This window comes from Fischerella sp. JS2 (assembly GCF_032393985.1).
Lineage (GTDB): Bacteria > Cyanobacteriota > Cyanobacteriia > Cyanobacteriales > Nostocaceae > Fischerella.
Genome location: NZ_CP135918.1, coordinates 3,945,097 through 3,968,368 on the forward strand (window position 1 = coordinate 3,945,097; position 23,272 = coordinate 3,968,368).

The 23,272-nt window shown below is 39.7% G+C and carries 26 protein-coding genes; 18 read left to right on the plus strand and 8 right to left on the minus strand.

Annotation, left to right across the window (positions count from 1 at the left end; all coding sequences use genetic code 11):
• Window positions 1-105: 105 nt before the first annotated feature.
• Window positions 106-855 carry an SDR family oxidoreductase gene (locus RS893_RS16680; RefSeq protein WP_315785409.1) on the plus strand — a complete coding sequence of 250 codons (750 nt, stop codon included), beginning with the start codon at window positions 106-108 and terminating at the stop codon, window positions 853-855.
• Between the two features lie 269 nt (window positions 856-1,124).
• Here RS893_RS16680 and psbN read toward each other — a convergent pair whose 3' ends face one another.
• Window positions 1,125-1,256 carry a photosystem II reaction center protein PsbN gene (gene psbN, locus RS893_RS16685; protein ID WP_016871838.1) on the minus strand — a complete coding sequence of 44 codons (132 nt, stop codon included), beginning with the start codon at window positions 1,254-1,256 and terminating at the stop codon, window positions 1,125-1,127.
• Between the two features lie 85 nt (window positions 1,257-1,341).
• Here psbN and psbH point away from each other — a divergent pair, with 85 nt between their 5' ends.
• From psbH to pth, 3 genes are all read left to right on the plus strand, one after another.
• On the plus strand, window positions 1,342-1,545 hold the full coding sequence (gene psbH / locus RS893_RS16690) for a photosystem II reaction center phosphoprotein PsbH (RefSeq protein WP_009459237.1): 204 nt from the start codon (window positions 1,342-1,344) through the stop codon (window positions 1,543-1,545).
• A gap of 198 nt (window positions 1,546-1,743) precedes the next feature.
• The gene (locus RS893_RS16695; protein WP_315785455.1) at window positions 1,744-1,992 is read left to right on the plus strand and encodes a TatA/E family twin arginine-targeting protein translocase; all 249 of its coding nucleotides are present in this window, start codon (window positions 1,744-1,746) and stop codon (window positions 1,990-1,992) included.
• 85 nt (window positions 1,993-2,077) lie between these two features.
• Window positions 2,078-2,728: an aminoacyl-tRNA hydrolase gene (gene pth, locus RS893_RS16700; protein WP_315785457.1), complete on the plus strand. Its 651-nt coding sequence runs from the start codon at window positions 2,078-2,080 to the stop codon at window positions 2,726-2,728.
• 318 nt (window positions 2,729-3,046) lie between these two features.
• Here the strand turns inward: pth and rpsU (RS893_RS16705) are convergent, their stop codons facing one another.
• A complete protein-coding gene (rpsU, locus tag RS893_RS16705; RefSeq protein WP_009459242.1) occupies window positions 3,047-3,226 on the minus strand; it encodes a 30S ribosomal protein S21 in 180 nt (59 codons plus the stop codon).
• A 212-nt stretch (window positions 3,227-3,438) separates the two neighbouring features.
• Complete coding sequence (gene rsmI, locus RS893_RS16710; RefSeq protein WP_315785483.1) at window positions 3,439-4,293, minus strand: 16S rRNA (cytidine(1402)-2'-O)-methyltransferase; 855 nt, start codon at window positions 4,291-4,293, stop codon at window positions 3,439-3,441.
• Between the two features lie 140 nt (window positions 4,294-4,433).
• On the opposite strand from rsmI, the gene RS893_RS16715 reads away from it, so the two are divergent.
• Both RS893_RS16715 and RS893_RS16720 read left to right on the plus strand, forming a co-directional pair.
• Complete coding sequence (locus RS893_RS16715) at window positions 4,434-5,303, plus strand: sugar kinase (protein WP_315785486.1); 870 nt, start codon at window positions 4,434-4,436, stop codon at window positions 5,301-5,303.
• Between the two features lie 89 nt (window positions 5,304-5,392).
• Window positions 5,393-6,253: a 3'(2'),5'-bisphosphate nucleotidase CysQ gene (locus RS893_RS16720; protein WP_315785488.1), complete on the plus strand. Its 861-nt coding sequence runs from the start codon at window positions 5,393-5,395 to the stop codon at window positions 6,251-6,253.
• A 152-nt stretch (window positions 6,254-6,405) separates the two neighbouring features.
• Here RS893_RS16720 and RS893_RS16725 read toward each other — a convergent pair whose 3' ends face one another.
• A complete protein-coding gene (locus tag RS893_RS16725; protein ID WP_315785491.1) occupies window positions 6,406-7,374 on the minus strand; it encodes a DUF4392 domain-containing protein in 969 nt (322 codons plus the stop codon).
• Window positions 7,367-8,137, minus strand: a complete 771-nt coding sequence (locus RS893_RS16730; RefSeq protein ID WP_315785494.1) for a putative hydro-lyase — start codon at window positions 8,135-8,137, stop codon at window positions 7,367-7,369. The genes RS893_RS16725 and RS893_RS16730 overlap by 8 nt, the downstream gene beginning before the upstream one ends.
• Window positions 8,138-8,467: 330 nt before the next feature.
• On the opposite strand from RS893_RS16730, the gene RS893_RS16735 reads away from it, so the two are divergent.
• From RS893_RS16735 to rpsU (RS893_RS16745), 3 genes are all read left to right on the plus strand, one after another.
• Window positions 8,468-9,337: a substrate-binding domain-containing protein gene (locus tag RS893_RS16735; protein ID WP_315785497.1), complete on the plus strand. Its 870-nt coding sequence runs from the start codon at window positions 8,468-8,470 to the stop codon at window positions 9,335-9,337.
• A 490-nt stretch (window positions 9,338-9,827) separates the two neighbouring features.
• Window positions 9,828-10,148 carry an RNA-binding protein gene (locus RS893_RS16740; protein ID WP_315785500.1) on the plus strand — a complete coding sequence of 107 codons (321 nt, stop codon included), beginning with the start codon at window positions 9,828-9,830 and terminating at the stop codon, window positions 10,146-10,148.
• A gap of 120 nt (window positions 10,149-10,268) precedes the next feature.
• Complete coding sequence (rpsU, locus tag RS893_RS16745; protein WP_315785503.1) at window positions 10,269-10,463, plus strand: 30S ribosomal protein S21; 195 nt, start codon at window positions 10,269-10,271, stop codon at window positions 10,461-10,463.
• Between the two features lie 219 nt (window positions 10,464-10,682).
• Here the strand turns inward: rpsU (RS893_RS16745) and RS893_RS16750 are convergent, their stop codons facing one another.
• Window positions 10,683-13,823: an MFS transporter gene (locus RS893_RS16750; protein WP_315785506.1), complete on the minus strand. Its 3,141-nt coding sequence runs from the start codon at window positions 13,821-13,823 to the stop codon at window positions 10,683-10,685.
• A 383-nt stretch (window positions 13,824-14,206) separates the two neighbouring features.
• On the opposite strand from RS893_RS16750, the gene RS893_RS16755 reads away from it, so the two are divergent.
• Complete coding sequence (locus RS893_RS16755; RefSeq protein ID WP_315785509.1) at window positions 14,207-14,782, plus strand: GerMN domain-containing protein; 576 nt, start codon at window positions 14,207-14,209, stop codon at window positions 14,780-14,782.
• Between the two features lie 13 nt (window positions 14,783-14,795).
• Here RS893_RS16755 and RS893_RS16760 read toward each other — a convergent pair whose 3' ends face one another.
• Complete coding sequence (locus tag RS893_RS16760; protein ID WP_315785511.1) at window positions 14,796-15,032, minus strand: hypothetical protein; 237 nt, start codon at window positions 15,030-15,032, stop codon at window positions 14,796-14,798.
• Window positions 15,033-15,433: 401 nt separating this feature from the next.
• Here RS893_RS16760 and RS893_RS16765 point away from each other — a divergent pair, with 401 nt between their 5' ends.
• The 7 genes from RS893_RS16765 to RS893_RS16795 all read left to right on the plus strand — a co-directional run bounded on the left by RS893_RS16765 (window position 15,434) and on the right by RS893_RS16795 (window position 22,365).
• Window positions 15,434-16,531: a serine/threonine-protein kinase gene (locus RS893_RS16765; RefSeq protein WP_315785513.1), complete on the plus strand. Its 1,098-nt coding sequence runs from the start codon at window positions 15,434-15,436 to the stop codon at window positions 16,529-16,531.
• Window positions 16,532-16,656: 125 nt separating this feature from the next.
• Window positions 16,657-17,733 carry a PstS family phosphate ABC transporter substrate-binding protein gene (locus RS893_RS16770; RefSeq protein WP_315785516.1) on the plus strand — a complete coding sequence of 359 codons (1,077 nt, stop codon included), beginning with the start codon at window positions 16,657-16,659 and terminating at the stop codon, window positions 17,731-17,733.
• 285 nt (window positions 17,734-18,018) lie between these two features.
• Window positions 18,019-18,210, plus strand: a complete 192-nt coding sequence (locus tag RS893_RS16775; protein ID WP_102170973.1) for a hypothetical protein — start codon at window positions 18,019-18,021, stop codon at window positions 18,208-18,210.
• 222 nt (window positions 18,211-18,432) lie between these two features.
• The gene (locus RS893_RS16780) at window positions 18,433-19,101 is read left to right on the plus strand and encodes an S-layer homology domain-containing protein (RefSeq protein ID WP_315785523.1); all 669 of its coding nucleotides are present in this window, start codon (window positions 18,433-18,435) and stop codon (window positions 19,099-19,101) included.
• A 608-nt stretch (window positions 19,102-19,709) separates the two neighbouring features.
• A complete protein-coding gene (locus RS893_RS16785; RefSeq protein ID WP_315785526.1) occupies window positions 19,710-21,296 on the plus strand; it encodes a B12-binding domain-containing radical SAM protein in 1,587 nt (528 codons plus the stop codon).
• A 47-nt stretch (window positions 21,297-21,343) separates the two neighbouring features.
• A protein-coding gene (locus RS893_RS16790; RefSeq protein WP_315784082.1) for an IS1 family transposase occupies window positions 21,344-22,035 on the plus strand; the annotation gives its coding sequence in 2 pieces (ribosomal slippage) (window positions 21,344-21,668 and window positions 21,668-22,035; 693 coding nt in all).
• Between the two features lie 204 nt (window positions 22,036-22,239).
• Window positions 22,240-22,365, plus strand: a complete 126-nt coding sequence (locus RS893_RS16795) for a hypothetical protein (RefSeq protein ID WP_315785528.1) — start codon at window positions 22,240-22,242, stop codon at window positions 22,363-22,365.
• A 64-nt stretch (window positions 22,366-22,429) separates the two neighbouring features.
• On the opposite strand, the gene RS893_RS16800 is transcribed toward RS893_RS16795, so the two are convergent.
• Window positions 22,430-22,699: a helix-turn-helix transcriptional regulator gene (locus tag RS893_RS16800; protein WP_315785531.1), complete on the minus strand. Its 270-nt coding sequence runs from the start codon at window positions 22,697-22,699 to the stop codon at window positions 22,430-22,432.
• A gap of 204 nt (window positions 22,700-22,903) precedes the next feature.
• Between RS893_RS16800 and RS893_RS16805 the strand changes: the two genes are divergently transcribed.
• Window positions 22,904-23,119 (plus strand): hypothetical protein, encoded by a 216-nt coding sequence (locus tag RS893_RS16805; RefSeq protein ID WP_315785533.1) that lies wholly within the window; start codon window positions 22,904-22,906, stop codon window positions 23,117-23,119.
• Window positions 23,120-23,272: the final 153 nt, after the last annotated feature.

A 23,272-nucleotide genomic window follows, 5' to 3' on the forward strand; every position in this document is an offset into this window, starting at 1 on the left:
AATAGCGATCACACAGTAAGTAAGAAACTAGCCAACTTTCTAGGAACGGCGTCGTGGTAAATTTGCTAGTGTTGTAAAAATCCTAACCAAAAGGAGAGCAAATCAATGGTCAACGGCGAATCGAACGGCAAAGTTGCCTTGATTACAGGTGCAAACAAAGGACTCGGATTTGAAATGAGCCGCCAACTTGCACAACATGGATTAATGGTTCTGATTGCAGCCCGCAAACTGCAAGCCGCAGAAGAAGCTGCAACGATACTCAAAAATGAAGGATTGAAAGCTCAAGCGATCGCCCTTGATGTGAACGATAGCACTCAGATTCAAGCAGCTGTTCAAGCAATTGGCGATCAGTTTGGCAAGCTGGATGTTTTGATCAATAATGCTGGGGTGATGCTTGATGGCGAATGGTTAATTAGTAATGCGAGTTCCGTTTCAATGGACACCCTTCGCAAGACATTTGACACCAATTTTTTTGCCTTGGTTGAAGTGACTCAGGCATTATTGCCGTTGATTTTGAAAAGCCCAAGTGGCCGGATTGTCAACATGGCAAGTATTGAAGGGTCATTAGCTCTCCATGCTGATCCAAACTCTCCTATTTATGATTCCAAACCTTTTGCTTATAATGCGTCTAAAGCTGCTGTCAATTCCTTTACAGTTCATCTCGCCCATGCCTTAAAAGATACACCTGTGAAGGTAAACAGCGCCCATCCCGGTTGGGTTAAAACCGAATTAGGAGGTGAAGGTGCAATGATGGACATTACTGAGGGAGCAAAAACAGGTGTGCAGTTAGCAACCCTTTCCGATGATGGTATAAGTGGTGGCTTTTTCCATCTCGGTCAGCCTGTACCTTGGTAGGTGAATAAAAGTATTATTGCTCCTAAACTTTTAATTAGAAACTAAGTAAAAAATTGCATAAATTCATAGCGAAATTATGGCAACAACACTCCGCGCCCCTGGTGCGTTTACCTTTGCGTCCCTTTGCGTTTTAAATCGCCACGCTTTTATGCAAAGCTGTACTAAGAAATAGGAAGTGACTAGTTGTGAGTTAAATTTTTTACTAGTCTATAGTCAGTAGCCCCTAGTCACTTACCTCTAACCCCTAGTTTCTAGTCCCTTGTTTTTAGCTAATCTTCATGGTCTTCAAAAGGATCGCTCAATTGCTTAGAGGGAGGGCCAAAAGCAGTATAAATAGATAGCGCTGTGATCACGATCACAATCGCACCAACGGAAATGCTAAGAACTGTTGCGGGTTCCATCATAAAAGGATAGATTATGAGTGCTATTCTTATAGAATATTACAGAAGATTAAAAAATGCTTTGGCAACTATCTTAAGGTGAGATATGGCACAACGGACGCGGTTAGGAGATATTCTCAGACCCCTGAACTCTGAATATGGTAAAGTTGCCCCAGGTTGGGGTACTACTCCCCTGATGGCTGTTTTTATGGGCCTATTTTTCGTGTTTCTGCTGATTATTCTGCAACTCTATAACAAGTCAATAATTATCCAGGACGTCAGTGTGGATTGGCGGAGTTTAGGACGTTAATTGGGAAAGAACCTTTACACTTGTATCAAAACGCTTCCCCACCCGGTCACTCCGGGTTTTTTTGTTAAGTTTGTTGTTAGTTACTCCCACAACCATGAACAACCAATAAAGAACTATCAACCACTAACCAGTAACTTATGTCTAAACTAAACTTATGGGTTTCTGTAACAGTTTTTAAGTTGACAGGAGAAAGCACAAATGAACGTATTTGGTATTGGTCTGCCGGAAATGGCTTTAATTATGATAGTGGCACTGTTAATATTTGGCCCGAAGAAATTGCCAGAAATTGGTCGTAGCATGGGAAAAGCAATTCGCGGTTTTCAAGATGCTTCTAAGGAATTTCAAAATGAGTTTCAAAAAGAAGCAGCTCAGATAGAAGCAGCTGTAAAAACTACTGCTGAACTGGAACCAAAGCAATTAGAAGCACCTCAAAAGGAAGAAGTGTAAGTCAGTGATCAGTTACCAGTTATCTGTTATTTGTTTATAACTGTTTACTATTTGCTCATTTTACACTTCATCCTTCATACTTCAAATGACAGAAGCTACTGCCAAAACAACTTTGGTGATTCCCCAATTAATTGTTGGCTTGGGGAATCCAGAACCAAAGTATGATCAAACACGCCATAATATTGGTTTTGCCGCTTTGGATGTTCTATCCCGTTCTTGGCAGATTCCTCTGGTAGAAAATCGCAAATTTCAAGGTGAGTACGGTGAAGGTATTGCACCTACCAACGACAAAATTCGTCTGTTGAAACCACTCACTTATATGAATCGATCTGGACAAGCTATACAAGCTGTCACTAGTTGGTATAAATTACCGCCCGAATCTGTATTAGTTGTTTATGATGACATGGATTTACCTCTTGGGAAAACTCGTCTGCGCTTGTCAGGTTCGGCTGGTGGACACAATGGTATGAAAAGTGCGATCGCACATTTAGGCACACAAAATTTTCCTCGCCTACGTATCGGCATTGGTAGACCCAAAGGTGTTAGTAATGGTGATGAAAATACTGTGTCTTATGTATTGGGAAAATTTTCGGTAACTGAAACAAAATTTGTTGCTGAGGTATTAAACTTTGTCTGTGAATGCGTAGAATTATGCCTCAAACAAGGAGTGGAAAAAGCAATGAATCGTTGTAATAACAATGGTCTTGTCTATCCTGAACCTGGAAATATTAAGTAAAAAATACGTAATAATTACGACTTACTTTTACGTATGTTTCCAGAATAAGCTCCAAATATTTTTATTAATTAATCTTAAAAATATTAGACTGTGCTACACACAGTCTTTGTTAAATAATTAGGTTGATGGGCTAGCAATTTGGCTTGCTCCATCTAACCATGATCGGACACTCGGCGCGCTCCGTAACTTGGCAAGGGAATTATTTTACACCCCTATTTGAGGGGTGGTTATTCTTGCTTATTTTTTTTCAAAATGATAACGGAGGCTCTGTAGCTGTTTTAACATTAATCTTGTCAAGCAACGTCAGTGCCGATTTTTTTATTTAAAACGCCGCTTACGTCTAGCAGCCACTGCTTTGCGTTTGCGCTTTTCTAATGGTGTTTCAAAATGCCGATGATACTTAACATCAGCTAAAATGCCAGCTTTAGAAACCTGACGCTTAAAGCGCCGTAGAGCTGACTCTATTCCTTCATTCTCTCCTAAAACCACCTGGGTCATTCTTTGTCCTCATTATCAATCATGATCCATTGTAATGGGAATTGGGAATTGGGATGATAAGGGAGGTGGGGAACTCACCGGCTCCCGCTCCCACAAGGAGTGGGGATTAGGGGCAATGGGGAGTGTGAGGAGTGAAGATGTTCTCCCTTGTCTTCCTTGTCTCCCTTGTCCCCCTTCCCCATTTTGAATTTTGAATTGATTATGTCTCCCTTCTATTCCCCAATCTCTATACTAAGAGTCAGTTGATAAAGTTGGCGGCGGGGTAGGGAAGTTACTTTTGCTAATTCTCTGCTGGCTTGCGATCGCGACATTCCTTGAGTAATGAGTTTTGTTAACTCAGCTTTTAATTCTACTTCTGATAGTACCAGTTCGCTGGGTGGACTTCCTGCCACAACTAAAGTGTATTCTCCTTGAGGTTCCTTAACACTACAATAAGCAAGCGCCTGTGCTAAGGTTCCCCGCCAGAATTCCTCATACAATTTAGTTAACTCCCGTGCCAAGACAATTTGGCGATCGCTACCAAAGATATCTGCTAAATCTTGTAACGTCTCTGGCAAACGGTGGGGAGATTCGTAGAAAATTAAAGTACGGGGTTCTGTCTTCAAAAATTCTAAATGTTCTCGTCGCCCTTGAGCTTTTGCTGGCAAAAATCCTTCAAACACAAATCGATCCGTTGGTAATCCTGCTGCACTCAATGCCGTAATTGCCGCATTCGCACCAGGAATTGGCACTACAGAGATTTTAGCTGCAACACACGCTTTCACTAATTCATACCCAGGATCAGAAATACCTGGCATACCTGCATCCGTCACCAAAGCGATCGCTTTACCCTCACCCAATAGCTTTAATAATTCTGGGATACGGCTGCTACGATTATGTTCGTGGTAACTAATTTGTGGTGTCTTAAGTTGAAAATGCTGTAGCAACTTACCCGTATGACGTGTGTCTTCCGCCGCAATCAGATCCACTGTTTGTAAAATTCGCACTCCTCGGAAAGTCATATCTTCCAGATTTCCAATTGGTGTAGCGACGATATAAAGTATTCCTGGTTTTGGATCAGTTTGCATGAAAATTAAAATTTGTTAGTAGTTAGTAGTTAGTAGATAGTAATTAGTAGTTTGTAATTGGTTTATAACCATTAACCACTAACTACTAATGTACAGACGCGATGTTCCTCGCGTCTCTACTAACTACTAACCACTAACCAATGACCAATTATGGCTTATTTGTCGGTTTAGTAACCCTCGATCTAATTTACCTCGCCCAATCTCCCCCGAGAAACAATCAAAAAGTAGTTGCTACTGACTATACTGTTGCCGCAGGTGGCCCTGCAACCAATGCTGCTGTTGCTTTTAGCCATTTGGGTAATCAAGCTGAAGTTTTAGGTGTAGTAGGTTCTCACCCAATGACACAATTAATTCGTGGAGACTTACAAAAATATCAAATAGAAATCACTGATCTTGATCCCACTAAAACCGATCCACCGCCAGTTTCTTCTATTATTGTTACCCAAGCCAGTGGCGAACGGGCAGTAATTTCCATCAATGCTGTCAAAACTCAAGCCGACAGCCAAGCTATCCCAGCAGACATTTTACAAAATGTTGATATTGTCCTAATTGATGGACATCAAATGAATTTAGGGATAGAAATAGCTCAAACAGCAAAAACAAATAATATCCCAGTAGTCATAGATGGTGGTAGCTGGAAACCTGGTTTTGATAGAATTTTACCCTTTGTAGATTACGCCATTTGTTCTGCCAATTTCCATCCTCCCAATTGCCAGACTCAGGAAGAGGTCTTTACCTATCTCAGTGAATTTGGTATTCCTCACATCGCCATTACCCACGGTGAACAACCGATCCAGTATCTCATACAGGAAACGGGTACAAGCGGCTTTATAGACGTGCCAAAAACTACTGCTGTTGATACACTGGGGGCTGGAGATATTTTTCACGGTGCTTTTTGTCATTACGTATTACGGGAAAATTTCCTTGATGCACTAGCATCAGCAGCAAAAATAGCTGCTTTTTCCTGTCAATTTTTTGGCACACGCCTTTGGATGGAGTCTTTTCAATGATAGGGTTTAGGGGTATAGAAAACTTAAAATACTTACACACTCTTACACCCTTATCCCCTTACACCCCTAAAAAATATAGGACAAAATTAATGCCAGACTTACAAAATATACTCGAAATCACTCGTTCTGTTGGTTGGGGTGCAGCAGAGATACTGCGATCGTACTACAATGGGACTTGCAAAAATCTCGATGTCCACTATAAAGATAATGACCCTGTTACGGCTGCTGATTTAGCTGTCAATCACTTTATTTTGGAGAAATTGCAAGCAGCTTTGGGTAATGAAGACTTTGCTTATATTAGTGAAGAAACCTATAAAGAAGAACAAGCCAAGCATCCAAGTTGTCAATGGTCATGGATTATTGATCCTCTAGATGGTACGCGGGATTTTATCGAAAAAACAGGTGAGTATGCCATTCACCTTGCGCTAATACAAGAACATCGTCCAGTGTTAGCTGTGGTAGCAGTTCCCGAAGCAGATAAATTATACTATGCGACTAAAGGTAACGGGGCATTTGTAGAAACTCGCGATCGCCAAACTACTCCCCTAAAAGTATCATCACGAGAACGCATTGAAGATTTAACTCTCGTTGTCAGTCGTTCCCACCGCAACGATAGACTCGAATATTTGCTGCAACATCTACCTTGCCAAAATCAAAAAGCTGTTGGTAGTGTCGGCTGTAAAATTTCCACTATTGTTGAACAACAAGCAGATATTTATATTTCTCTTTCTGGTAAATCTGCACCTAAAGATTGGGATATGGCCGCGCCTGAATTAATCCTGACAGAAGCTGGTGGTCAATTTACCCACTTCGATGGTAGACCATTACAATACAACACCGGAGATATTAATCAGTGGGGTGGTTTATTAGCTAGTAACGGTCAATTTCATGAAATACTTTGTCGGGAAGGAGAAAGGATTTTAGCAGAGTGGGATAGAGTTAAGAGTTAGGATGATGGGGAGGTGGAGTTTGAGGGGTGTGAGGGGTGTGTAGACGCGCTTTGCGCGGCTTAAGGTAAGGGTGGGGTGGAAAATAACCACTAACTACCAACTACTAACCACTAAACACCAAAAAGCAACCACCAACCACCAACCACTAACCACTAAATTATTTGAGTGGCTAATTTCATAATGTGGGCATGATATTCAAAAGGTAAATTATCAACAGAAAGACTTGGCACGCCTTTAATCCCATCAATTGCAGGACCATGTTTAACAATTGATTCTAAAATATAAAACTCTGCTTGTGAATTTAATCCAGAAAGAATTGCTATTTTCCAATCAGGACGCAGTAAAGATAAAGCTGTTAATAAACCAGTTGCCCCCCAATTAGAAACGCCACATACGATTAAATAATCACAACTAACAATACAAGCTATTTTTGCGCCATGTCGAATATGTTGACGAATTACATCTTGAGGAATTTTGCCCATACCTAACTCATTTCCACCATCACCAATTCCTACTGTGATGATATTTTGAGATGCAAATAAAAGATGTAAAGGTGCAGTATATGCTGTGATATCTTGTCCTCGCATATTGCGGACAATGCCATCATGACTAGGGCCTGGTCTTTCTATGGAAATGAGGTGAGAAATAGGTGTTTCTAAAGATTCCCATAAGGTCAGCAGTGAAGAAATCGCTTGCTGATTTTTTGTCGTTTCTACTGGCACAATATCAAAAGGAATTTCAGCTGTTATTCCTGCTGCTTGCACTGCTACTTTGACTGTACGAAAGCAAAGAGAATCTGTAATAATTCTTACAGGAATACCTGCCCTCAGCAAACCTGCCGCTAACAGCGCACAACCAATCGGACCATCGGTTTCCGGTGCTGGAGGTTTACCGTGGGGCAAAAAGAATCCTGTCATAATTGCCACATGTGGAGTAGGATGCTGGGCGATCGAACGAGCAGTTTTTAGTAGTCCTCCCCTTGTTGCTGCTACTAATGGTTGAATGCCTCTACCAACATCTTGCCCACAAATAGATTCTAGTTGAGCGATTTTGTGAATGATTTCTTGCCCTTTTCCTGTACTTGTTAATCTTTCCCCGATTTTGATAGAAGATTCATTCATCTTTAATATCCGTGAGGAACATATGACCAGGAGCATGAGTAATCGCTATCTCTGGTTTCGCCTGAACTATTGCAGTTTGCGTCGTCACACCACAAGCCCAGAATACAGGAATTTCCCCCTCACGAATAGTAACTGGATCACCGAAATCAGGAGAATTGATATCTGCGATCGCGATCGCGCTTGGATCACCTAGATGTACTGGCGCGCCATGCGATTTCGGAAAATGACTGGTAATTTGTACAGCACGAATAGCATCAAGGGGCGACAAAGGACGCATGGAAACCACTAAAGGCCCAGAAAAAACCCCACCTGACATACAATTTACGCTAGTTTTATACATCGGTACATTTTTGTTTTCCTCGATATGTCTCACAGGAACACCTGCATTTACTAGCGCTGCTTCAAAGGAAAATGAACAACCAATCAAAAAGCCAACAAAATCATTACGCCACAATTGTTTGATATCTGTAACTTCTTCTACCAGTTCACCATAGCGAAACACATGATAACGAGGTAAGTCTGACCTCAGATCAGCACCTGGTGCAATCATACGGGGTTCGGGATTGCCGACTTCAGTTACATCCAGCAATGGACAAGGTTTGGGGTTGCGATGACAAAACAACATAAAGTCAAAGGCAACAGACAGAGGCAAAACGACTAAATTAGCCTGTACATATCCAGATGCAACTCCAGGAGTTGGGGCTTGATATTTTCCTTGGCGACACAGTTGCCGAATTTCGCTGGCTGTCAGTAGTTTGTTCATCACTATGTAGTGGCTGGGCTTTATTTTGCAAAGAAAGTTAAGTAGGTGGGCATTATTAAAATTAAAATACTAAACAGTAAAATTAGTTTATTGAGTAAAATTTCCCTCCTAAGTTGAAAGTAAACTCACTTCGTCCTATCACACACCCCTCTCCTTGCCAAAGAGAGGGGTAGGAGGTGAGGTTTTCATGATATTTTGGCAAAAACAGTTCATAATGAATACCTAAATATCTCCAGCCCCTAGTATGAGTTTGGTGTCGATATTAGGTAATCTAAATTTTTTCCTATTTTTTCAGTTGTGGTTGTAACTTTACTTGGTTGAGCAAGGCACATGAAAACGAAAAGCTTATTTATATTTGCAATGGGAGTTGTACTTTTAGGACTTCCTAGCTGTGGTATTAATACTAATGCGACTATATCCAATTCTGCCATAAACACTCAAGCAGAGCAAGAAATTAAAATTGCTGGTTCTAATAGTGTTTATCCAGCTTTGAAGGTGTTAGCTAGTGCTTATGAGGTGAAAAATCCCATGACCAAAGTTTCCATACTCACACCTTTTTCATCAAAAGCAAGTATTGCTGGAGTTAAAGATGGATTGTTAGACATTGGAACTCTCAACCGAGAATTGCAGCTAGAGGAAAAAGCAGATAACTTAGAATATTACTTACTTGCTAAAGACGGTTTTTTAGTTGCTACTCATCCCAGTGTTAAAAATATAATTAATGTGACTACCAAACAACTCAAAGGAATATATAGTGGTAGTATCAAGAACTGGCAAGAGTTAGGCGGTCCTGATGCCAAGATTGTTGTTTTCAATAGACCAGAAGAAGAATCTGCTGAGCATTTATTGCGAAAATATTATCTTGGTCAAGATCTCAAAATTTCTTCAGAAGCTGTTGTTCTGGGTAGAGAAAGTGAATTAATTGCAGCCATTCAAAATACACCTTATAGTATTGGTGCTTTTTCTTTAGCATATGCGATTTCTTACAATTTACCAGTCAACCATCTTAGCCTTAATGGTGTAGAACCTAGCTTTGAAAATATCAAAAATAACAAATATCCAATGGTTACACCGATTGGAATTTTTATCAAAAAATCACCCGCAAACTCTGTACAAGAATTTGTGAATTATGCCACAAATAAAACTGGGAAAGAAGAATTAGCCAAACATAGCTTTGTTGTCTTTACACAGAAAAACTAGGGCAGAAGCTAGCGTTGATTGTTAGTAGTTTTTGTCTGTTGGGGAGAAGTATATCCGGTGTAGCAGGTTTTTGGTGAATGTGCTTGTATTAGCTGTTCTTATGACAAAGTAATGATACTATCGTTTGTAGGATCAAGTCTGGCTAATTGTTTACTATATTATGCTTCGATATGGGGCATTGGTTTTTCCTATTACCCATGACCAGCCTACGCAACAATATTAGTTATTCAAATAGATACAATATAATTCACCTACCCATAAGTCAGATAAATATGCTTAAATTAGCTTAAGCCAATTAAGCAGCTTTATTTGCTTGAGCCAAAATAGATTCTATTTGAAGACACATTCATTTATTGAGCGATGTGGTCAAAGAATTTTTTTGCTATACTCCCAGTAACAGGATTTATTTTCGGTTGAGAATTTCGTTTTAATTTTAAGAAGCGTCTCTCCGAATCTAACTCTCTACAGCAATTGATTTGGGAGATGCCCTATGTCTATTTACGTCGGTAACTTATCCTACCAGGTTAGAGAAGAAGACCTGAGGGAGGTTTTTGCTGAATATGGCACAGTCAAGAAAGTTCAGCTACCTACAGACCGTGAGAGTGGACGTCTACGTGGTTTTGCCTTTGTAGAAATGCAGTCAGACGCAGAAGAAGAGAGTGCTATTGAAGCGCTAGATGGTGCTGAATGGATGGGGAGAGATTTAAAAGTTAACAAAGCTAGACCTCGTCCAGAAAGAAACAGTCAAAGAAGTTACTCTTCTGATGGTGGAAATTGGGGTAATAGTGGCCGCAATAATCGCCGTTACTAAGTTTATATAAAAAATTTTAAATCTTAGAGTCTCCAGCAGATCTAATAAATGACTGTACTCTGCTGGAATATTTTTTCCTTTGTTGATGTAAAGTATCCACTCATACCAGGAGTAATAACAATGGCGCAAGTAGTATTGGGAGAAAACGAAGGGATTGAATCAGCCTTACGACGATTCAAGCGCCAAGTCTCTAGAGCTGGTATATTCCAAGATATGAGGAAAAAGCGTCACTTTGAAACTCCATTAGAAAAAGAAAAGCGTAAAGCTGTTGCTAGACACAAACAGCGCCGCAACGGCGGTTTTCATTCCAGGTAAAATTTTTCAACTTACAACTCATATTATGTTCGCTTGAATACTTATACTGTCGCGTAGGCTGGTAATAGGTAATGGGTAATGGGTAACGGGTAATGGGAAAAACCAATTACCCATTACCCCCAAACAAGCATAATATCGTAAGCAATTAGCCGAAGTTGATATTATAGTCAAAATCAAAAAAGCCTGCATAAGCAGGCTTTTGTTGAGTGATAGGATTTTTTAAGAAACAAATAAGCCAGAACTAGTTACTGCTAAAGCACCAGCGATCGCAGAAGCAACTAGAGAAGCAAAAGCAGTATTAAATAACCACCACGCAGCATCCGCTACTGCTTTTCTTGTTTCTCTTGCTTGCTTTTGAGTTTGTTGTTTGAGAGTAACAAGACGTTTGTTAACTTCCTCTTGGATACGTTCGATACGCTGAAGCACACTATCTCTTGCTGCTTCAATTCGATCAATAATCCTATTAGCTTGTTCTTGGGAAATATCTTCACGAGAGCTGAGGATAGCAACTAGGGTATCACGATCAAATTGACTAAGGCGATCGCGTAAGGCTTCCAATCCTAATTGGGGATCGTCAAACAACTTGGCAAAGTCTTGCTGGATACCTTCATAATTAAGTTCAGGACGATCCAACGAGTTGAGATAGTTGCGGATTCTAGCAAAAATTCCATCAATCACCGATTGCAAGGAGTGCTGGAGTTGCTGGTATTGTTCGCCAATTGAGTTACGCACAGATTCGATTTGATCCACAATCCGATTCGCTTCCGCTTCTGAGATATCCTCCCGTTGAGACAGTAGCGCCACAATTGTCGAACGATCAAATTTGGCTAGGCGATCGCTTAAACTACCAATTCCAGTGCGGGGATCTTGCAGCAATAATTGCAAATCTCGTTTGATACCTTCTGGATTGAGTTCTTCTTTATGAGTGTTCCGCAGATAATTTTCAAGATTGGCTTCAAAATCCAGAACTTGTTTAGTAGTGCGGCTTGCCAAGCGTCGCGGTACTCTGGCAATATTACCAATAGCTTGTTGCACCTGGTCAATAATGCGATTTACATCCTCTTGACTCAAATCTCCTCGCTGAGTCAGCAACTTCACCAGAGTTTCCCGATCTACCTGCGATAGGCGATCGCGCAACGCCAAAGCACCCTCTTGAGGATTCTCCAGTAATTTTTCTAAATCTCGCTGGATACCTTCTGGGTTAAGTTCTTCCAAATTAGTATTGCGAAGATACTCGGCGATCGCTTTGGCAGTTTGTTCGTACTGTTGTTTTGCTTGATCAGCTACTTTTTGTGGTGTTTGTAGAATGTTATCGCGTACTTGTTCTAAATTATCGAGGATTTGGTTGACCTGTTCTTCACTCAAATCTTGCCGTTGACTCAACAATTGTACCAGCGTATCACGATCAAACTGCGATAACCTTGCTCGTAAAGCAGAAATTCCTGCTTGCGGATCTTCTAGCAGCATTCTAAACTCGCGCTTGATATCCTCAGGGTTTAGTTCCTCTTGATTAGTATTGCGCAGATACTCTTCTACCCTTTGTCGCAGTTGTGCAGCTTGAGTTGTGGCTTGTTCTTGCAGTTCTCTAGTACGATGCAAAACGCGATCGCGCGTACTTTCGAGTTGGCTAACAATATCATTAGCTTCCTCTTGGTTGATATCTTCACGTTGCTGGAGTAACTGCACCCATGTATCACGATCAAATTGAGAAAGGCGCTGACTTAATTCTTCAAAACCAGCCTCCGGATCTTCCAACAGCGTAGCAAAATCTCGTTCAATACCTTCTGGATTTAACTCTTCTTTACCAGTAGAACGCAAATAATTTTCAATGCGCGTACGCAAGTCTTGGGATTTTTCCCGTGCTTGGGCTTGGCGGACAGTTTCTAAAACTTCCTGGCGAATGCTTTCCAATTGTTCGGAAATTTCTTTTTTCCTTGCTTCACTGATATCATCCCGTCGTGACAGCAAACTAGTAAGATATTCTTTGTTGATTTCCTCTAATTCGCGGCGGACTGTTCTGGGATCTGCATTCTGATCATAGATGACATCTTTGAATTCATCTTTGATAGTAATACGGTTGAAATGCCAGGGTAAAGAATAGAGTATGTAATCTTCAACATCTGCCTTAATAGTGTTGTAAGATAGTCCCGGCAATCTTTGGGCTACTTGTACATTTGCCTGATCTCTAAGCTGTTTTAATTGCGAAGTAATTTTCTCAACATCTACTTCCTGAACTTTGTCTTTTAACTCTTCCAATTGATGGGTAATTTTGTCCACATCTAAGGTAGAGAAATCTACCTTATTAATTACAGCAGGTACAGCAGCGCTTAAGCCATATTGTATAGCTTGCTTAATCCCACCATTACTTTGTTTGCCATTACCTCCTGTGACTGTCACTAACTCCTGAAGTCGTTCACCTAAATTCTCAGATTTCAGTTCTTCAGGACTAGCTTTCTTAAGTAAATTAATTACTTGCTGCGTTGGATTTCGGCGCTGCAAAACTTGTTGCCAAGCTGCTTCCAATTGATCAGCAATTTGATTAATTTCTGCTTTAGAAAAATCTGTGCGACTACTAATTAAATCGACAAAAGTCTGGCGATTGATATTTTGCAGCAAGTCACTATCAGCAATAGATTGTAAATCAGATTCACGCAGCAGTTGCTCAAATTGACTGCGAATCTCTTTCAGATTCAGCTTTGGTAATTGTATAGAAGCTAAAGAACTTTGGAGTGTATTGCGGATACCTTCTGAGTCAAAACCTAATGTTAATTCCCGACGCACTGCGGCTGTAATATCTTCCGCAGTAGAAATCATCTGTTTTTGCGCGATGTTAGAACCAACAGCAGCACCTGCTACACCTATCAGTCCTTGCAATCCAGAAGTAGCAGTGCTGACAACAGAACCAATTAAAGAACCGACTGCATTTGAACCTAGCCACATTAAAATTGCAAAGTAGGCAGACCAAATGACTACACCAATAATAGCTCCAACAAATGCACTGCTAATAAAGCTAAGTTTCACTGCTAAAAAACAAGCACTAAATAATGCAATACTTGCAGTTATTAGTGCCCAAATACCAACTTTAGCTTCTACTTTACGAATCGCACCTCCCAAACTTCTTGACTCATCAGCGTCTAAATCTATTCCTGATGAGATACCTACAGCTACAGACAAGTTTGTTAATAGTAGTTGGAAGGCAAATGCCATAACCAATCCTGCTAAGAATGCCACCAAAAATTTTGTTCCAGAAAAAGCAAGACTAGCTTCTTCTGGGATGACAAGAACCTGAGCAAAATTAGTAGGTAGTAAACCAAAATCCAAGGGATACCATTTCAGAGCTAATTCTGCAATGGCTAACATAGATATTTCCCTCACTCTTGTTCAATTACACACTTCCTTTTTGTCCAGAAATGTGTTTACTTATTCACCGTAGCTAGCAGATTTTGGACATGGCACTTCCTCAGGTTAGAAACACTTCTATCGTAAGTATGATTACAAATAAACATATTTATTTTTTTAAGTAGATAGACCTAATAGAATATTTCCTCTCCTCGTTGTGTGATTTATCACATAACTGTTTGGCTTCAAAACGCTTAGTGCCTTTGTGCCTTGTTGGTGAAAAAATACCAACCACCAAGACTCTAAGACACAAAGAATATTCATTCTTTCTAAATGTTAAATTTATACTGATTCACTGACAGCAAAAGCGAATTTAGTAAAAGAAACTAGAGGCTAAACTGAAGATGAACAAAATTATCAACACTAGGAAAAAATATATTTTCTCTGGCATATTTTTGGCCATAGCTGCCAGTCTCAGCAGTTGTAGTTCTAACCCTACTTATGAAGGTAAATTTAACATTACAACATCGCCAACACCAAATAATGAAACTCCTGCATCGGCTACCCAATCACCAACTCAAAGCACAGCCAGGCTCAACGTTCAACCCAGGAGTGAATCACCTACCACAGATAAAACTGTGAATGTCACACTATACACAAGTGATACACAATGTCAAGAGTTAGTTCCGCAAACAATTATAGTACCAGCACAGGAACCCGTGACAGCTGCGGTGGGGAAAATCTTGGAACAACGGGATAACGGTGACTTTAGCTTTTCTGGATATCGAGTTAATATCAAAAATGGTGTTGCAACAGTAGACTTCCGCCTAGATCCCAATTCCCAACGGCAAATCACTTCCCTATCAAGTTGTGAACAATTTGCTTTATTTGGTAGTCTCCGTAAAACTCTCACAAGTAACCCACAATGGGGAATTAAAGATGTTCGCTTTACTGAACAAGGCAAAGAGATAATCTTATAGAAGAATTTGAGATTCACCATTTGACTACAATCGGCAGTGTCGGTTCAAAACGATGTACCTTATCTTGCTTGCCATGATCAAATTCCAATTCTAGTTGATAGCGATCGCTCCAGGAAAATTGCACTAATCCTAACTCAATTAGCTTGATAACTTCACTAGATAAATTTTGATCTCCAGGTAAACAAACTTGCACAGCCGTAATTTCATTTACTGGAGGCTGATGGACTTTAACTTGCAGCCCAGACTTCAATTCAAGTCGTACTTAGGACTAGGTGCAAGACCTGAGTTATTTTTGATTCCTGCTTAGCAGCAAAGCAAACTGAGCTGTTTTTTGACAATGAGATTGGTGTTAAATTTACTTAAGTTCAGAGTTCAAAATTTATTCTTACTATATTAATATTATTCAATAAACTAAATAAAATTAGGACGTATAAAAGTATAACTTGTATAAATTGTCATCTTACAAACTAAGGGGAAATTTGCCGAAATTGATTTGAAGAAAATACACATCAAGTAACATCATCTTTAACATTCCTGTATCTACTTATTACATTTGTATGTATAAATAAAAGAGTATAAATAAAATATCACTTATTAAAAATAATACTAATAAAATTCACTGGTTTTTAATTTAGCATCAAGATGCATCGTATGACTCAGTATCTCCTCTCCTTAATTGGGATAACGCTTCGGAATCGCTATAAAATTATTAAACTTTTGGGAAGCGGAGGTTCTGGCGATACATACTTGGCTGTTGATTTAGATTTACCAGGGCAGCCTTATTGTGTAGTTAAACATTTCAAGCCCAAAGATCTAAATCCGATTTATGTGCCGATCGCTAAAAGTTTATTTGCAAAAGAAGCAGAAGTTTTATATCAACTAGGTGACGCTCACGACCAAGTTCCCCGCTTATTTGCCCACTTTGATGAAAATGGCGATTTCTATTTAGTCCAAGAATTTGTTGATGGTCATGACTTAACTAAAGAAATTTCTCCAAGCATATGTCTAAATGAAGATGTTGTTTTTAACCTATTAAAGGAAATTTTAGAAGTAGTAGTTTTTGTTCACCAAAATAACATTATTCATCGGGATATTAAGCCCCAAAATTTAATGCGACGACATAATGACGGCAAAGTTGTGCTAATTGATTTTGGCAGTATTAAAGAAATTGGCACCTTGGGAGTCAATCAACATGGACACACTAGTGCCAGGGTTGCTGTGGGTACTTTTGGCTATATGCCCAGTGAACAGAGCAAGGGTAAGCCAGAACTTTGTAGCGATGTTTATGCAGTGGGTATCATTGGTATTCAAGCTTTAACAGGTTTAAAACCTGATGAAATATCAAAAGATCGCAATACAGGAAAAATTATCTGGCGCGATCGCTCAAGGGTAAGCGATAGCCTAGCAAATGTCATAGATAAAATGGTTTGCGTGCGCCCTAGCCAGCGTTACCAGTCAGCATTAGAAGCGCTAGAAGCACTCATGGCTGCTAGGGATTTATCACTGTCTTCCTTACGTGTAATCAAAGACAAAACTACTCATAATGATTATTCTGTTTCCAACAAAAAAATTATTTTATTAATGGGGATGGGCTTTGGTGCTAGTACTAGTTTATTGCTAATATTTATTCTTTATATATTTTTACAAACGAGTATATTCAACCTGCATCAACCTCAACACTCATTCAAGTTTATCAGACAATTTTTTGAACCAGTTAAAGATAATTTACATCTTCAACAACGAGATTAATAAAAATTTTTGGTCTTCTGCATCTACCACTTCATTGCTTCTGGCTTTATGCCATAAATAGCACACAATATCACTAAATACACGACTGCTAACCTGTAAGTTACAAAAGAAATCAAACAATCGATATGGACAATACAAACCGAAGAAAAATACCTTTTAATGGAGAAATTGCACTCTTTCTTAGAGGTTTGATTATTGGCAAAATATTGACAATTTTGGTTCTTGGTGGGGTAGCTTGGTGGCTGTTAAGACCATACACATTGGTTCGTAAGAATACTGTTGCTACCTCTAGTCAAAATTCCAATCCAGCCTCACCTGTTGTATCTAACTTTCAAAGTGTTGCTAATGTTCCAGTTGCATCAGTCAACTATGGTGGTAGTACAGCTTGGGCCCCGATTCGCCAACTAGTAGATTCACAAATCCAAAGCGATCGCCCAGAATTACAGTTGCACTACCAAGACCCCAACAACGGCAATCCTAGTTCTAGTTCTGGTATACGTATGTTACTAGACGGGCAACTAGATTTTGCTCAGTCCTCACGTCCCCTCACAGAATCAGAACATTCTCTAGCTAAACAAAGAGGCTTTACCCTTGAACAACGACAAATTGGCACTGATGGTATTGCAGTGGTAGTCAATCCATCTTTGCAAGTGCCAGGTTTAACGGTTGATCAGTTGCAGCAGATTTATTTGGGACAGATTACTAATTGGAAACAAGTAGGTGGGCCAGATTTACCCATTACCCCTTTGTCTGAGCGCTTAGAAAAGGCAGATTCTGTGATCTTCTCTCGTAATCAAAACTTGCAGAACATACAACTTGGTTCTCATGTCAAGTTTATATCTTCAACTACAGAAGCTTTACGCCAAGTCAGTAAAATTCCTGGCAGTCTATATTACGCCTCAGCTCGTGCAGTAGTTCCTCAATGTACTGTCAAGCCTTTACCATTAGGTCTGACTTCCACTGAATTAATTTCGCCTTATCGTGACTCATTAGTCACACCAGACCAATGCCCGCGTCAGCGTAACCAAATCAACACTGAAGCCATCAAAAACGGCAGTTATCCAATCACTACCAACTTGTTTGTAATTATTAAGCAAAACAATGGACAGGCACAGCAAGTTGGTGAAGCTTACGCTCAACTTTTACTTACCGATCAAGGGCAAAAGGCAATTGAGCGAGCTGGGTTTGCTGGAGTTCGCTAGTGAGATGGGGTGATGGGGAGTGTGGGGAGTATGAGGGGTGTGTAGACGCGCTTTGCGCGGCTTAAGGTAAGGGTGGGGTGTGAGAAGTGGTAAACAACTAACCACTAACCACTAACTATTAACTACTAATGTACAGACGCGAGGAACATCGCGTCTCTACTAACCACCAACCACTAACAAACAACAAACAACTAAGATTGGATCGGTTTTCCTCCCATCACCTTTCCCCTAATTTGAGAATAATTTCGCCAGAATTTAAGTAGGCTTTGATTTGGAAAGGTAGTTATGTTTCCCTTTAATTTCTGGTATAACTCTTGCTATGATATGGAGCCTGTTTCTCGGAAAAATCGTTTGGAGCGCAAGCTAAGATTTCTCAAAGCAATGCGTGATGACCTAGAAACAAAGCTTGCTGGTTTAAATGGTGCTATCACTAATTTGGAACAGCAAATCAATCAGGAAGATGCTACTCAAGTTTAACTAGGTTGATTGCAAGCAGTTTCGTGTTGATAGAAATTTCCTAAACTGTGTAACTATACGGGTGAAATATTGTGTTAAACAATACATGTTCACCCATTTTTTTGACCAGACCTACACAATAAAAGCGATCATAAAATACCAAAAAAGTCTGGTTTGTTTCCGGATCGAGGTACAACAGAGTTGGTGTTATTTTTCAGTACTACAGTTTTTAAATTTATATTTATGCGTCGATTTTTAAGTATTCTTACCTTAGTAACATTAATACAATCTTTTCCAGTGGTGGGTTCTGCTCAAGTTCAACCACAAGCCAAGCAATCATCCGATCCAATTCAAATGGTGTTAGCTGCGAACTGGATGACTAACTATCCAGATAACAACTTTCATCCAGAAAGGATAATCAGTAGAGCAGATTTAGCCTCTATCATGGTGAAAGCATTTCGACTAGATAAACGACAAGCAGCCAACAAAGAAAATATTGTCGTTCCAGATGTACCACCCTCTCATCCGACCTATAAAGATATTCAAACTGTTTTAAAAACAGACATAATGAAAGGCTATCGGGGTAACTTGTTTTTCCCCAACCAAAGAGTAACAAGAGCAGAAGCTTTAGCAATTTTTGCTCAAGCCTATGGTGTTTTTCAGTTTCCCGATGATACTGTCAATGAAATTCTTGCTCCCCATCCAGATGCAGCATCTATTCCTCCTTGGGCCAGAAAAGCGATCGCTACAGTAGTAGCCGAAGCATTTGTCAATAAAGACACTCAAGGAAATATTTACCCACTAAAACCCATGACTCGTGGTGATATGGCTTACGTATTGAGTAAATATCTGCAAAGACAAGCACAAGATGCAGAAATCCCAGATGCACCCCCTGCGCCTCCTCAGCCTTGATTGGTAGGATCGATAATTGGTAATTAAGATACTAATGATTTTCCAATGCCCAAGTTTTGTATCATAAGCAATTAGTCGGACATAATATTACACATACATCAATATGATTTAGCCAACAGTAGTTATACCAATTCAAATAATGTTTACGATAGATAACCCCACCCGCCTAACAGCATCCTCCCCTAGCAAGGGGAGGGTTGGGGTGGGATCTTATATAATCCATGTGTTGTATTCTTTTTTCAAATTGGTATGAAATTTTTTTTGCAAATCTAAGGTTGAAAACACTGGATTTTTTATCTTTGCATACTAGGTATGTTTTTCCAGGATGACTTTTACACTTAGTAAGTTGATGAATTGCAAACTGAGTTTGATTGCCAAATGATGAAGTTTTACTGGATCAAAATTAGGCAAATCTAAATTTCAGACTCATCTGTTGCAAAGTAAGTTAAGTGCAATGATAAGTAAAAATAGATATATAAATAAAAATTTATATTTGCTAAGAAAAAAATTAATAATGTTAAAATTTAACAAATTTAGATACAGCAAATTACACTCTATATCTAGTTAGCATAATTTAATAATCAAAATGTGAGGAGAATTGAAACTTTATGCGAGTTTTACTCGTCTATCCGGTATTTCCCAAAACCTTTTGGTCATACGAAAAGATATTGGCATTAGTAAATCGAAAAGTTTTGCTACCGCCCTTGGGCTTAGTAACTGTAGCAGCGATTTTGCCCCAGGAATGGGAATTTAAATTAGTAGATCGCAACATTCGTCCCGTTACAGAAGCAGAATGGGCTTGGGCAGATTTAGTCATCTTCTCGGCAATGATTGTGCAAAAACAAGATTTGCTCGAGCAAATTCGGGAAGCAAAAAAACGTGGTAAGTTAGTTGCAGTCGGCGGTCCCTATCCCACTTCTACACCTAGCGAACCAAAGGCAGCTGGTGCAGATTTTCTCATTCTGGATGAAGGAGAAATTACCCTACCGATGTTTGTCCAAGCAATTCAACGGGGAGAAACATCTGGTACTTTGCGCGCTACAGAAAAACCAGATGTCACCTCAACCCCCATACCCCGCTTTGATTTGCTAGATTTTGATGCCTACGACATGATGTCAATTCAATTTTCGCGCGGTTGTCCCTTCCAGTGCGAATTTTGTGACATTATTGTTCTTTATGGTCGCAAACCCCGTACCAAAACTCCCGCTCAACTATTAGCAGAATTAGATTACCTCTATGAATTAGGTTGGCGACGGGGTGTTTTCATGGTAGATGATAACTTTATCGGCAACAAACGCAATGTGAAGTTGTTGCTCAAAGAGTTAAAAGTTTGGATGCAGCAACATAATTATCCCTTCCGCTTTGATACCGAAGCATCCGTTGATTTAGCCCAAGATCCAGAATTAATGGAATTAATGGTAGAGTCTGGTTTTGCGGCGGTGTTCTTGGGAATCGAAACACCAGATGAAGAAAGTCTGCAATTGACGAAAAAATTTCAAAATACCCGCAGTTCCCTAGTTGAATCTGTGCAAACCATCATCAAAGCCGGGTTGCGACCAATGGCTGGATTTATTATTGGTTTTGATGGCGAAAAAGCAGGTGCAGGCGATCGCATTGTCCGTTTTGCCGAACAAGCAGCAATTCCTTCCACCACCTTTGCCATGTTACAAGCGCTACCAGATACCGCCTTATGGCATCGCCTCAAAAAAGAAGGACGATTACGGGAAAACAAAGACGGTAACATCAATCAAACCACTTTAATGAACTTTATCCCTACCCGTCCTCTGGAAGAAATTGCCAGAGAATATGTTGAAGCGTTTTGTGCTTTATATGACCCAGTGAGATATTTAGACCGCACCTATCGTTGTTTTCTAATGATGGGTACGCCGAAATGGAAAGCACCCTTCAAAATGCCAGAGTGGGTAGTTGTCAAAGCCTTATTAATTGTAATTTGGCGACAAGGAATCAAACGGGAAACTCGCTGGAAATTCTGGCATCATCTCTTTAGCATTATTAAGCATAACCCTGGTGTTGCCGAACATTACCTGGCTACCTGCGCACACAACGAACATTTTCTCGAGTATCGCCAAATTGTTCGTGATCAAATTGAATCCCAATTGGCAGAATATCTCGCCCAAGGTGCAGAAAAGCCCTATGTACCAAAACAAGAAAAAACAGAAGTGCTAGCTGGTTAGAAAAGTTGGCGTTGCATAATAGCGGTATGAATTGAGGTCAATTAATCATGGAATGTCCACGCTGTGGATCTTGTCATAACCGTAAGAATGGAAAGAAAAGAGGTAAACAGAATCACATTTGCTGTGATTGTGGTCGTCAATTCATTGATGTCTATAAACCACCCAGGGGCTACTCGGATGAAATCAAACAAGAATGCCTAAAAATGTACGTCAATGGTATGGGATTTCGTGGAATTGAAAGGGTGAAAAACGTTCATCATACTACCATTATTCATTGGGTTAAACGAGTGGGTACACAATTGGCGGATACACCAAATTCAAAGGAAATTCCGCAGGTGGGAGAACTAGATGAATTAGAAACATTTATTGGTTCAAAAAAAATAAAATCTGGTTGTGGACGGCGGTAAATCACTTTACTCAAGGTATTCTTGCTTGGGTTTTAGGTGATCGTAGTTCGACTACTTTCCAACAGTTATGGAACATTGTCCAGTGTTGGCAGAGTTATTTTTACGTCACAGATGGATACCCTGTTTACCCTTGTTTTGTTCCTGATGGTGACCAAATTGTGAGTAAGACCTACATGACACGAGTCGAAAATGAAAACACAAGGCTTAGACATTATTTGGCTCGTCTTCATCGTAAAACTTTATGTTATTCCAAAACCGAGGAAATGCTGAGATACTCTGTTCGATTGTTATTGCACTACCTCAAATATCGTTCTGTTCCCTTACCTGCCTAAAACATACCTTTATTCAGCAACGCCGAAAAGTTTGTGTCTTTGTGTCTCGTGGTTTAAAAAGAAATTTTATTTACCACCAAGACGGTAAGACACCAAGTTATGGCAATTTGCAATTGTACAAAACCTCACCCTGTCCTATCGGACACCCCTCTCCTTTCCAAGGAGAGGGGCAGGGGTGAGGTGTATTATACAACAGGGGCAGGGGTGAAGTGTATTATACAAGCGATCGCGCCTTTAAATTTTCTAGAATTGCGCGATCGCTTACCGACAGAAGAGAGAAATTCTAAAGTAAAAGCACGCAAATTTGACTCGGATGCACTGAAACATTAAGAATTACCGACTCGTTGCAAATATTTATTTTTTCAAGCTAAGTGAAGTACGATTACAAAACTATTTACATATCCTCATCATCCTCTTCCTCATTCTCTATTTCCTGTTCTCTATCCGTAGGGTCTTTTTGTTCTTCTACCCATTCTAAAAGTTCGCTCGGTTGAACTTTGTATGTGTCACAAATAACTTCTAGAACACGGACAGAAGGCAAGTAGCTAGACTTTTTAGCCAACTTATAACCAGTAGCAGGAGCTATACCAGTATCTTTAATGAACTGGTATGCAGATAAATCTCTGGCTTCTAAGAAGCTTTTGACTCGATTTTGTATAGGCATTTTTATTAAAATCATACACTTATTATTAATAATAATTTATTAATGATATATTGACAAGAGTAATAAATTAATATTACTATCAAAACATAGAAGAGGCGGTACCGCCTGGAAAACGAACCGCCTCTTCTTCCCAGTAAATCACCAGAGCAGTTACTAACTCTATCACTAGAGATTTAACTGCTCTATTACTAGAGATTTAAATCTATGACACAACCGATAATTTGTCAAACACGTAAAGGCTGGATAAATTTAGTTTACGTTCGTAAGGTTTGCCTCCACAAAGTATATATTAATATGTGCAAACAACAACCAGCCTGCGTGATCACTTGGTGTAATGGCGATACAGAAGCTTTTTTTGGCAAAGACGCTGAAGTAATAGCCCAAACTTGGAAAGACCGATTCAGTAATCCTAAAACTTAACTTTTGTATCATTCTTAAAAATAGCCAAGGGTTTTAATCCTTGGCTTATAGCAGTTCTAATGAAAAACCTCATAATAAAAACTTTTTCCTCCGCTACACAGCCGCATACCTACAGAAGCAAAATATCACATAATTACAGAACACCAACCTCCA

What these genes read in the sequence shown, in the direction of transcription:
- RS893_RS16680 (WP_315785409.1), top strand. Translation starts at nt 106, where the DNA reads ATGGTCAACGGCGAATCGAACGGCAAAGTTGCCTTGATTACAGGTGCA.
- psbN (WP_016871838.1), bottom strand. Translation starts at nt 1,256, where the DNA reads ATGGAACCCGCAACAGTTCTTAGCATTTCCGTTGGTGCGATTGTGATC.
- psbH (WP_009459237.1), top strand. Translation starts at nt 1,342, where the DNA reads ATGGCACAACGGACGCGGTTAGGAGATATTCTCAGACCCCTGAACTCT.
- RS893_RS16695 (WP_315785455.1), top strand. Translation starts at nt 1,744, where the DNA reads ATGAACGTATTTGGTATTGGTCTGCCGGAAATGGCTTTAATTATGATA.
- pth (WP_315785457.1), top strand. Translation starts at nt 2,078, where the DNA reads ATGACAGAAGCTACTGCCAAAACAACTTTGGTGATTCCCCAATTAATT.
- rpsU (WP_009459242.1), bottom strand. Translation starts at nt 3,226, where the DNA reads ATGACCCAGGTGGTTTTAGGAGAGAATGAAGGAATAGAGTCAGCTCTA.
- rsmI (WP_315785483.1), bottom strand. Translation starts at nt 4,293, where the DNA reads ATGCAAACTGATCCAAAACCAGGAATACTTTATATCGTCGCTACACCA.
- RS893_RS16715 (WP_315785486.1), top strand. Translation starts at nt 4,434, where the DNA reads ATGACCAATTATGGCTTATTTGTCGGTTTAGTAACCCTCGATCTAATT.
- RS893_RS16720 (WP_315785488.1), top strand. Translation starts at nt 5,393, where the DNA reads ATGCCAGACTTACAAAATATACTCGAAATCACTCGTTCTGTTGGTTGG.
- RS893_RS16725 (WP_315785491.1), bottom strand. Translation starts at nt 7,374, where the DNA reads ATGAATGAATCTTCTATCAAAATCGGGGAAAGATTAACAAGTACAGGA.
- RS893_RS16730 (WP_315785494.1), bottom strand. Translation starts at nt 8,137, where the DNA reads ATGAACAAACTACTGACAGCCAGCGAAATTCGGCAACTGTGTCGCCAA.
- RS893_RS16735 (WP_315785497.1), top strand. Translation starts at nt 8,468, where the DNA reads ATGAAAACGAAAAGCTTATTTATATTTGCAATGGGAGTTGTACTTTTA.
- RS893_RS16740 (WP_315785500.1), top strand. Translation starts at nt 9,828, where the DNA reads ATGTCTATTTACGTCGGTAACTTATCCTACCAGGTTAGAGAAGAAGAC.
- rpsU (WP_315785503.1), top strand. Translation starts at nt 10,269, where the DNA reads ATGGCGCAAGTAGTATTGGGAGAAAACGAAGGGATTGAATCAGCCTTA.
- RS893_RS16750 (WP_315785506.1), bottom strand. Translation starts at nt 13,823, where the DNA reads ATGTTAGCCATTGCAGAATTAGCTCTGAAATGGTATCCCTTGGATTTT.
- RS893_RS16755 (WP_315785509.1), top strand. Translation starts at nt 14,207, where the DNA reads ATGAACAAAATTATCAACACTAGGAAAAAATATATTTTCTCTGGCATA.
- RS893_RS16765 (WP_315785513.1), top strand. Translation starts at nt 15,434, where the DNA reads ATGACTCAGTATCTCCTCTCCTTAATTGGGATAACGCTTCGGAATCGC.
- RS893_RS16770 (WP_315785516.1), top strand. Translation starts at nt 16,657, where the DNA reads ATGGACAATACAAACCGAAGAAAAATACCTTTTAATGGAGAAATTGCA.
- RS893_RS16775 (WP_102170973.1), top strand. Translation starts at nt 18,019, where the DNA reads ATGTTTCCCTTTAATTTCTGGTATAACTCTTGCTATGATATGGAGCCT.
- RS893_RS16780 (WP_315785523.1), top strand. Translation starts at nt 18,433, where the DNA reads ATGCGTCGATTTTTAAGTATTCTTACCTTAGTAACATTAATACAATCT.
- RS893_RS16785 (WP_315785526.1), top strand. Translation starts at nt 19,710, where the DNA reads ATGCGAGTTTTACTCGTCTATCCGGTATTTCCCAAAACCTTTTGGTCA.
- RS893_RS16800 (WP_315785531.1), bottom strand. Translation starts at nt 22,699, where the DNA reads ATGCCTATACAAAATCGAGTCAAAAGCTTCTTAGAAGCCAGAGATTTA.
- RS893_RS16805 (WP_315785533.1), top strand. Translation starts at nt 22,904, where the DNA reads ATGACACAACCGATAATTTGTCAAACACGTAAAGGCTGGATAAATTTA.